Source organism: Psychrobacter sp. (assembly GCF_030457785.1).
Classification (GTDB): domain Bacteria; phylum Pseudomonadota; class Gammaproteobacteria; order Pseudomonadales; family Moraxellaceae; genus Psychrobacter.
The window spans coordinates 1-7,354 of sequence record NZ_JAKDUI010000143.1 but is presented as its reverse complement, the minus strand read 5'-3'; the positions used below and the strand labels follow the sequence as shown (position 1 = coordinate 7,354).

Genomic DNA, 7,354 nt, shown 5'->3' with positions numbered 1-7,354 from the left:
ATGCAGGCGTTCTATAATATTAATTAGCGTTGCACTTGGTGTGTTAATCTAAGAAGTGTTTATCTTGGTAACGTTACAAACTTTTATTTCTAGGAAAAATCTATGGATCATGTCAAAGTTGGTCGATTAGGCCCTTTTCCGCGGGTGAATAAGCCTGTGTTTCTGACCTCAGCACTGCTTATCATTGCTTTTATTATTTTTGGTGCTTTATTCAATGAACAAGCAGAGTTAGTGTTTAATGAAGCGCAAGCGTTTGTATCTTTACGCTTTGGCTGGTTCTTTATCGTAGTCATAAACTTGGCTTTACTAATGAGCGTCTACCTGATATTTAGCCGATATGGTGATATTCGACTTGGCTATCAGACAGAGAGACCCGAATACAATCTGGTGTCTTGGATTGGGATGTTGTTTTCGGCAGGTATCGGTATTGGGCTAATTTATTGGGGTACTTCTGAGCCACTGTATCATTTCATGGCACCGCCATTGGGTGAAGGAGAGACCATTGAAGCGGCTAAGTTGGCAATGAATATCTCGTTTTTGCATTATGGATTTCATGTCTGGGCACTTTATGGTGTAGTGGCGCTAGCATTGGCTTATTTTCACTATCGAGTGGGCTTGCCCTTGGCGATTCGTTCAACCCTTTACCCACTCATCGGTAAAAAAATCTACGGTCCTATGGGTCATACGGTGGATACCTTAGCAGTATTTGGAACGATGTTTGGGGTGGTTACCACCTTAGGTCTTGGGGTCTTACAGATTAATTCTGGTCTCGATAGTTTGTTTGGTATTCCTAACAGTATTACCACACAGATTATTCTGATCGCTTGTATTACTGGGTTTGCTAGCCTGTCATTGATGTTGGGAGTAGACAAAGGTATTAAGCGCCTAAGTGATATTAATATTCTTTTTACATTCGTTTTATTAACCTTCGTGATTATCTTAGGACCAACGCAATTTATTTTTAATAGCTTGATCGAAAATACTGGTAACTATCTGCATCAAGCTATTCCATTAGGCATGTGGACCGAATCATATGAAGGCGAAGAAAACTGGCAGTCTGCATGGACGATATTTTATTGGGCATGGTGGATTAGCTGGTCACCATTTGTAGGCGTATTCGTCGCACGTATCTCTCGTGGACGTACGATTCGTGAGTTTATTTTGGGTGTATTATTAATCCCTGTAGCGATTCTGTTTCTCTGGTTTACTGCTTTTGGCGGTTCTGCGGTCAATATGGAGCTTATGGCAGCTGTCAATCCTGATTTGGCAAGCCCTGGCTTGGTTGAAGCGGTTAAGGCTGATAGCAGTAGTGCGATCTTTAAACTGATGGAGTTATATCCTTTTACAGAAGCGACGTCATTATTGATTGTGGTTATGATCACACTGTGGTTTGTCACATCTTCTGACTCGGCTAGCTTTGTTGTTGATATGCTGACGTCAGGTGGTGATACCAATCCGCCAAAGGTACAGCGATTGTTTTGGGCGGGCACAGAAGGGGTTATCGCTGCGATATTATTAGCAGCAGGTGGTCTTAGTGCATTGCAGGCAGCTTCTATTGTTTCAGGATTTCCTTTTGCCATTGTGATTGTCATCATGATGTACTCATTACTACGTGGTCTGAGTCGAGACAGATTGGTGCTGTATCGCAATCAGCAGTGGTTTGACACCGAAGAGTCAGCAGAGCATAATTCGGCCAATGAGTTCCGTGATGAAGAGTTACTAGAAGGTCCTCCTGATCTTCAAAAAGACGACTAGAATCGCCCTAAGTGTCTTTCTCTCTTAGTATATTCTTATTATGTTCTTAGGGCTTTTATGGATATTCGTGGAGAGAAGAATTTGGTGAATTGGGGCAATCAAAGTTGCCGTGTTGACTAAGCATGTGGTTGATGACCAATTCACAGGCAATAAAAACCCCCAAGCTTTATATAAAGCTTGGGGGTTTTGTGTTTATGACGGTATTTTATTTTTATTGAGCTGGTTTATCGTCTTGGTTGAGTTGCACATACTTGTCAAAGTTTTGGGCATAGTCAGTCAGATTGTCACTTAGCATTTGGCGGTACTGTTTGACATAAAACTCGACGATATCATCTTTTTCTTTAGCAAAGTCTTCGCCTTTCACAAAGCCAATAGACGCGACGGAGGCGCTATAGCGAGCAGCGGCATATAATAAAGAAGCACCTACTTGTCCTGAATGGGCTTCAGGGCCTAGCTGGCTATTTGCAATACCAATAATGGCATCTGCACGTTGGTAAAACGCCTGCATTTCAGGGGTGATGTCAACGTTTGGATCATTATTCTTATCTTGATTGTTTTCTTGAGACATAAACGACTCCTAATAAGTGTCGGTGATTTTGAATATTTTTGGTGTTTTTGCATAGCTATAGCGCACCAATGAGCAAACTCACTAATGCGACAGTGTTTGGATTATAAGCCAGCGTCTGCTTTTAAAATGTCCGCTTTGTCTGTTTTTTCCCAAGTAAAAGCAGTTTCAGAGCCGGGGCGACCGAAATGACCAAAGGTGGCAGTCTGCTGATACATCGGTTGCAACAAGTTTAGCATACGAGTAATACCATAAGGGCGTAGATCGAAATGGGTACGAATCAAGCGAATGATTTCGTCGTTGCTGATTTTGCTGGTGCCAAACGTATTTACGGAGATAGAGGTTGGCTCAGCGACACCAATTGCATAACTGACTTGTACTTCACAGCGATCAGCAAGACCAGCTGCTACAATATTTTTTGCGACGTAGCGTACGGCATAAGCAGCACTGCGATCTACTTTCGAAGGGTCTTTGCCACTGAAAGCACCACCACCATGACGAGCCATGCCGCCATAGGTGTCTACGATGATTTTACGACCAGTGAGGCCGGCGTCACCGACTGGTCCACCAATCACAAACTTACCGGTTGGGTTGATATGATAACGAGTCCCTGCGTGTAATAGGTCTGCAGGCAATACTTGTTTAATGACAGACTCCATGATGGCTTCTTTCAGATCAGACTGTGAGATGCTAGGGTCGTGCTGAGTCGATAATACGACAGCGTCAACTGCAATTGGGCGATTTCCGTCATACTTCAACGTGACCTGTGCTTTGGCGTCTGGGCGTAACCATGGCAACTCTCCTGAGCGGCGCAGCTCCGACTGACGCTCCATTAAGCGATGAGAAAATTCGATCGGTGCTGGCATCAATACATCAGTTTCGTTGCTAGCATAGCCGAACATCAGACCTTGATCGCCGGCACCTTGCTCTTCAGGGCTGCTACGGTCGACGCCTTGAGCAATCTCAGGAGACTGCTTGCCCAACATATTGATCACGGCACAAGTCTCGCCATCAAACCCTAAGTCTGAATGTTGGTAGCCGATACCTTTTACGGTGTCACGGACAATTCGTTCAAGATCGATATTTGCTGTCGAGGTTACTTCGCCTGCTAATATCACCGCACCCGTTTTGACTAGGGTTTCGCATGCCACACGTGCATCTAAGTCTTGTTGTAAAATAGCATCGAGAATGGCGTCTGAGATTTGGTCAGCCATTTTATCCGGATGACCTTCGCTTACAGATTCTGAGGTAAATAAATTGTATTCACGCATAATGGGATCGCTTAATTGCAGGGACTGTAGCCTTCGAATTCAGTCACTATTAAATGTATATAAAAATAAAAAGGCGAAAATGAATCAAAAATCATTACATTTTACCGTGTATCGAGGCAAAACTCTAGCGGTGGATGGGATTAGGACGCAACCAAGTACTGTTTACTTTTGATAAAAGTCGTCCATGTCGCTATTTTCTTGCCAGCGATATTCAGTATACTGGGCGACTTTACGTGCTGTATCTATGTCATGTCTGTCAGCGATAAAACCAAGCGCCATGTCCATACCGGCACTAACGCCTGATGACGTATAAAATTTGCTATCAACGACCCAACGTGCTTGCTTTACCCAATTGACCTTGTCAGATTGGGCGATTACCCATTGCCACGATAATTTGTTTGACGTCGCGCGTCTGCCATTTAAAGCACCAGCCTTGGCCAATAGCGCACTACCGGTACAGCCGCTCAGAACCCAACTGGCCTGATCAGTAAACAGGTTAGCAGTCTGCAAAAATTCTCTGTGGTTGACTTGCTGACGGGTACCCATCCCGCCTACCATTAATAAGATGTCAGTTTGGTGAGTCAAATCTTTGACAGCAGTTGTTTGTATCGCTACACCATGTTTACTATGAGTGACACCACCATTGATTGATGCAAATTGAAGACGATAATCTTCAGGTAAGCAGCCGAACATTTCTATAGGTCCAAATAGATCCAAGGTTTCAAAATCATTGAACAGTAGTGCGGTTAGCGTTTGCATCTGGTTTTCCAAACATCAAGTAAGTAGGTTACATTTCCAAAAATTTAGCTTTGTCTTTAAATTTGCATTCGTCGTAGACCGCGCAAGCGCCACACTTCGGTGTGCGTGCTTGGCAGGTATAGCGCCCGTGTAAAATGAGATAGTGGTGGGCGTCAACAATGATATCTTCGGGAATCCGCTCGATCAGTTTTTTTTCAACGATCAATACCGTTTTTCCCGTGGCGAGTCCTGTGCGATTGCCCACTCGAAAGATATGGGTATCCACCGCCATGGTCGGCTGACCAAAGGCGGTATTCAACACCACGTTAGCTGTTTTACGACCAACGCCAGCGAGGGATTCGAGGTCTTGGCGATTATCAGGGACGGTACTGTTGAATTTTTCTATTAAATCACGGCAGGTTTTGATGACGTTTTTGGCTTTTGCATTGTATAGACCGATATTATTAATATAGGTTTTAAGCCCATCCTCTCCCAATGCCAATATGGCTTCAGGCGTGTTGGCGATAGGGTATAACTGATCAGTGGCGATGTTGACGCTCACGTCAGTGGCCTGCGCTGATAAAATCACCGCAATAAGTAGCTCAAAATTACTGCTATAGTTGAGCTCGGTGACAGGCTCCTTTATCGTTTCCGCCAGCTTTTCAAAAAATGGGCGTACGTCGCGATTGGGCATACGTCTGGATGGCGGCGTGTCTGCTGTTTTATTTTTGACTGCTCTACTCATGGCTGTTGGCTATCATTGGTTTTGTTGAATCTGAGGATTAATAACGTATGAAAACGATGAATTAACGTTGTTGTGCTAGGTAGTGAGTACTGGGTCATAGTTGCGCAAGCTCAGCTTTTAATGTGTCAAGATCGGCTTGCTTTTTTTCATTGGCACGTACACTCAGTTGTTTTTCCAGTTTTTTGATTTTGGTACGTAGCTTGGCTGCAGCAATGGTGTTTTTTGCTTGTGTTTCGCTGATGTTTAAAGACTGACTTGCCGCATTGTTCAGTTTAGCCTCTACCATACTGACCACAGGTTTGCTGTTGCTGCTATCAGCCAGTTGCTCCGTCACACGTCGTAAATGTGTGTGGTAGCGTTGACGTAAGTCTTCTTGTTCTGCTACACGCTCAGGTATAGAAATGCTGCGATCAACCGTGACTAAGTCGATACAGTCGACTGGGCAAGGGGCGATACACAGCTCGCAGCCGGTACACAGATCTGTAAAGATAGTATGCATATGCTTGCCAGTACCGACGATGGCGTCGACCGGGCAGGCTGGTATGCACTTAGTGCAGCCGATACAGTCATCCTCACGTATCACGGCGCGCACCTCGGTAGGTCGCTCAGAGCTAGTGTCTATTGGCCACTGTGATGGAGCGGCATCCGGAGTGGCGTTTGTTGCGTAACTATCTTCGTCCACAATCTGAGCAATCGAATCAGTCACTGGTTGACCGCCAGGGACACATTTATTATAAGGCTCACCATCTATGACGATGGCAGCGGCGTATGGTAGACAGCCGTCTGGATGATCGCAAAGACCACACTGCGTCTGTGGCAAGCATGCGTCTATTTGTGAAATTTTGGATTGTATATCAGCAGGTAAGCCATCAATATTCAATGAATCAAACAATATTGGTAGATTGACTAGGCGGATATGGGTGTCACTTTGCATTTAATTAAAAACCTTAATACCAGCAATACAGCAAGGCGTTAGTATAAAAATAGTAGAGGTGTTGTTCTGAAGTAGTCTGTATAAATATGAGGGCGTGTCATCACAGATTAGAGACTGATTAAAAAAGTCAGCAAACTAGGATGATGATTTTAACATAAATTTTGCAGATACCTCCTATAGCTAGGGTACTAGGAAGTTCATAGGGATGGCATTAAAATTTCAATGTTAAAGCATGAGATAAGACTTGCACTCTTTTTTCTTGCTACTCTAATTTTTGTGCATGGTATTACTGTTTAAGCCTCAAAGCCTTGTTCTGTCAAAATTTGGGCTATTAACTCGTAGGCAATACTGCCTTTAGAAGGGATTTTGGGTAAATTTGAGAGATCAAAGAAGTCAGCATGTGCCAACTCATCTTCTTGGATGATGATATCACCGCCTGCGTAGGTCGCGCGAAACCCAAGCATTAAGTTTGTTGGGAATGGCCACGGCTGACTGCTGATATAGCGAATATCTGTTAGAGTGATATTGACCTCTTCAGCGACTTCACGCACGACAGCATGCTCTAGACTCTCACCGACTTCTACAAACCCTGCGATCAAGCCATAGAGCGGTGGCTGTTTCTGCTGTCCATGACGATGGTGATGGGCCAGAAGTATTTGCGTTTCACCTGTTTGCGGGTTTGGGCGAGTGATGGCTGTGATGATACAAGGTTGTACGCGAGGGTACTGGTGTAGTTGACAAGCAGGACAGACCATGGCGCGCTCGGCATTTCTGGCATGAATGACAGGCGTTGCGCAGCGGCTACAGAAACGAGTGTCTGTTTGCCAACGCAATAACTGTATGGCTTGGCTCAGTTGGTTCGATAAAGCGACAGGCAGTTGGAGGATCAACTGGCGATAAGGGACAAAGGTATTACCGCTACTTTCATTGACGGGAGGTAATGCCACATGATGTGCGACTGCATAGTCGTAACTCATGGCGCTAGAAGCTTGCGCCGTGAACGTTGGTCTAATATCAACGTCACTGTGATCAGTGCTAGCTGTCGTTTGCCAATGGATCAGTGCCAAGCTTTCGAGCAGCGCAACGTGACCAATCTGATAAGCCTGTGGGTATGCATCGTTGTTTAGGTCAACATCAGATTTTGAGTATTGAACTGGCAAAGGCCACCAACCATCAGATGTCTGATGACATAGGATAGTATCATCGCTGAAGATAAAAGCGCTGGTCATGTACAAAGCTCCAAGGCATTAAAGTAAGCCTGTTTTAAAGTGGGGCGTGTCCTCAATTTAAGCGATAGTCATCTAAATGGGTTAAAAATGGCTAAATGTTGCCAAACGGCGTCAAAT

General features: G+C 44.6%; 7 protein-coding genes. 1 reads left to right on the top strand and 6 read right to left on the bottom strand.

Going from position 1 to position 7,354, the window contains the following annotated elements; translation table 11 throughout:
- Nucleotides 1-102 precede the first annotated feature (102 nt).
- Complete coding sequence (locus L0J61_RS07785) at nt 103-1,755, top strand: BCCT family transporter (RefSeq protein WP_301465846.1); 1,653 nt, start codon at nt 103-105, stop codon at nt 1,753-1,755.
- Between the two features lie 211 nt (nt 1,756-1,966).
- On the opposite strand, the gene L0J61_RS07780 is transcribed toward L0J61_RS07785, so the two are convergent.
- From L0J61_RS07780 to nudC, 6 genes are all read right to left on the bottom strand, one after another.
- Nucleotides 1,967-2,323 (bottom strand): DUF3144 domain-containing protein, encoded by a 357-nt coding sequence (locus tag L0J61_RS07780; RefSeq protein WP_301465844.1) that lies wholly within the window; start codon nt 2,321-2,323, stop codon nt 1,967-1,969.
- Nucleotides 2,324-2,424: 101 nt separating this feature from the next.
- On the bottom strand, nt 2,425-3,591 hold the full coding sequence (gene metK, locus L0J61_RS07775) for a methionine adenosyltransferase (protein ID WP_301465842.1): 1,167 nt from the start codon (nt 3,589-3,591) through the stop codon (nt 2,425-2,427).
- A gap of 162 nt (nt 3,592-3,753) precedes the next feature.
- Nucleotides 3,754-4,350: a DJ-1/PfpI family protein gene (locus tag L0J61_RS07770; protein WP_301465840.1), complete on the bottom strand. Its 597-nt coding sequence runs from the start codon at nt 4,348-4,350 to the stop codon at nt 3,754-3,756.
- 28 nt (nt 4,351-4,378) lie between these two features.
- Nucleotides 4,379-5,074 (bottom strand): endonuclease III, encoded by a 696-nt coding sequence (gene nth, locus L0J61_RS07765; protein ID WP_301465839.1) that lies wholly within the window; start codon nt 5,072-5,074, stop codon nt 4,379-4,381.
- Between the two features lie 94 nt (nt 5,075-5,168).
- Nucleotides 5,169-6,008 (bottom strand): RnfABCDGE type electron transport complex subunit B, encoded by an 840-nt coding sequence (locus L0J61_RS07760; protein ID WP_301465837.1) that lies wholly within the window; start codon nt 6,006-6,008, stop codon nt 5,169-5,171.
- A 293-nt stretch (nt 6,009-6,301) separates the two neighbouring features.
- A complete protein-coding gene (gene nudC / locus L0J61_RS07755; protein WP_301465834.1) occupies nt 6,302-7,237 on the bottom strand; it encodes an NAD(+) diphosphatase in 936 nt (311 codons plus the stop codon).
- Nucleotides 7,238-7,354 lie beyond the last annotated feature (117 nt).

Bases quoted from the DNA above. Each gene is read 5' to 3' on its own strand.
- L0J61_RS07785 (WP_301465846.1), top strand. From the start codon at position 103: ATGGATCATGTCAAAGTTGGTCGATTAGGCCCTTTTCCGCGGGTGAAT.
- L0J61_RS07780 (WP_301465844.1), bottom strand. From the start codon at position 2,323: ATGTCTCAAGAAAACAATCAAGATAAGAATAATGATCCAAACGTTGAC.
- metK (WP_301465842.1), bottom strand. From the start codon at position 3,591: ATGCGTGAATACAATTTATTTACCTCAGAATCTGTAAGCGAAGGTCAT.
- L0J61_RS07770 (WP_301465840.1), bottom strand. From the start codon at position 4,350: ATGCAAACGCTAACCGCACTACTGTTCAATGATTTTGAAACCTTGGAT.
- nth (WP_301465839.1), bottom strand. From the start codon at position 5,074: ATGAGTAGAGCAGTCAAAAATAAAACAGCAGACACGCCGCCATCCAGA.
- L0J61_RS07760 (WP_301465837.1), bottom strand. From the start codon at position 6,008: ATGCAAAGTGACACCCATATCCGCCTAGTCAATCTACCAATATTGTTT.
- nudC (WP_301465834.1), bottom strand. From the start codon at position 7,237: ATGACCAGCGCTTTTATCTTCAGCGATGATACTATCCTATGTCATCAG.